The organism is Chroococcidiopsis cubana SAG 39.79, assembly GCF_003991895.1.
In the GTDB taxonomy this organism is placed as follows: domain Bacteria; phylum Cyanobacteriota; class Cyanobacteriia; order Cyanobacteriales; family Chroococcidiopsidaceae; genus Chroococcidiopsis; species Chroococcidiopsis thermalis.
In genome coordinates this window covers 1-1,068 of sequence record NZ_RSCK01000261.1, presented here as the reverse complement: position 1 = coordinate 1,068, position 1,068 = coordinate 1, and the positions used below count along the sequence as shown (strand labels likewise).

Genomic DNA, 1,068 nt, shown 5'->3' with positions numbered 1-1,068 from the left:
CAATCACACATAGAACACCTTTTGGAAAATTAAAACTGCAATGTCATCGATTATTCCACTGTGCCTGTACCGAGCAAGCAACTCGTAGCTTTAACCCAGTAGCAACCCTGCTAAAAGAACGCACATCACCCGAATTGCTCTACCTAGAATCAAAATTTGCCTCCCTAATGTCCTATGGGCTGTCCAGCAAATTATTGCAAGAATTACTACCAGTAGACGGAGAAATAAACGCTACATCTATACGCAACAATCTACACGCATTAGGTCAACGCTTAGAATTAGAGTTACCGGAAGAAGCAGGAATATTATTCGAGGGTTGCCAAAGAGATTGGGAGAAGCTCCCCAGACCAGGTTTACCCTTGGTAGTGGGTATGGATGGAGGATATGTTCGTTTCTATGATAGGAAATCTAAAAAAGCCGGAAATTTTGAAGTTATCGCTGGCAAGAGTATAAAAGCAGACGGCACATCCAAATGTTTTGGCATGGTTTATTGCTACGATACCAAACCCCAACGTCGAGTATTTGAGGTGTTAAAATCTCAAGGAATGCAAATGAACCAGCAGGTCACATTTTTATCTGATGGAGAAGAGATTATACGTGACCTACAATATTACCTCAACCCCAATGCCGAACATATCCTCGACTGGTTTCACATCACCATGCGGATAACTGTGATGAAACAAATTGCCAAAGGGATAAGTAAAGAAGATTTATCAGCAGGTATAAACAGCGAATCCATCCTCAAAGATTTGACTTCCTTAAAGTGGTATTTATGGCACGGCAATGTCTTTAAAGGCTTATCAGAAATTGAAGATTTAATCGATAGTGCCTTTGTCTTAGGTTCGGATGATGACGAGCGAGAACCAAGTCTTGAAGCACAAAAACTCTGCTCTCATTTAGAAGAGTTTGAAACCTATATTTCAAACAATGGACAGTATATTCCCAATTATGGCGAACGCTACCGCAACGGCGAACCGATTTCCAGCTCCTTTGTAGAATCTGCCGTCAATCAAGTTATCAGCAAGCGATTCGTGAAAAAGCAACAAATGCGTTGGACTCCAGAAGGGG

At 41.5% G+C, this 1,068-nt stretch carries 1 protein-coding gene; it reads left to right on the top strand.

All coding sequences use genetic code 11. From position 1 onward, the window contains the following. The coding region (locus DSM107010_RS37795) for an ISKra4 family transposase (protein ID WP_158631980.1) at nt 1-1,068 on the top strand (1,068 nt) is incomplete at both ends.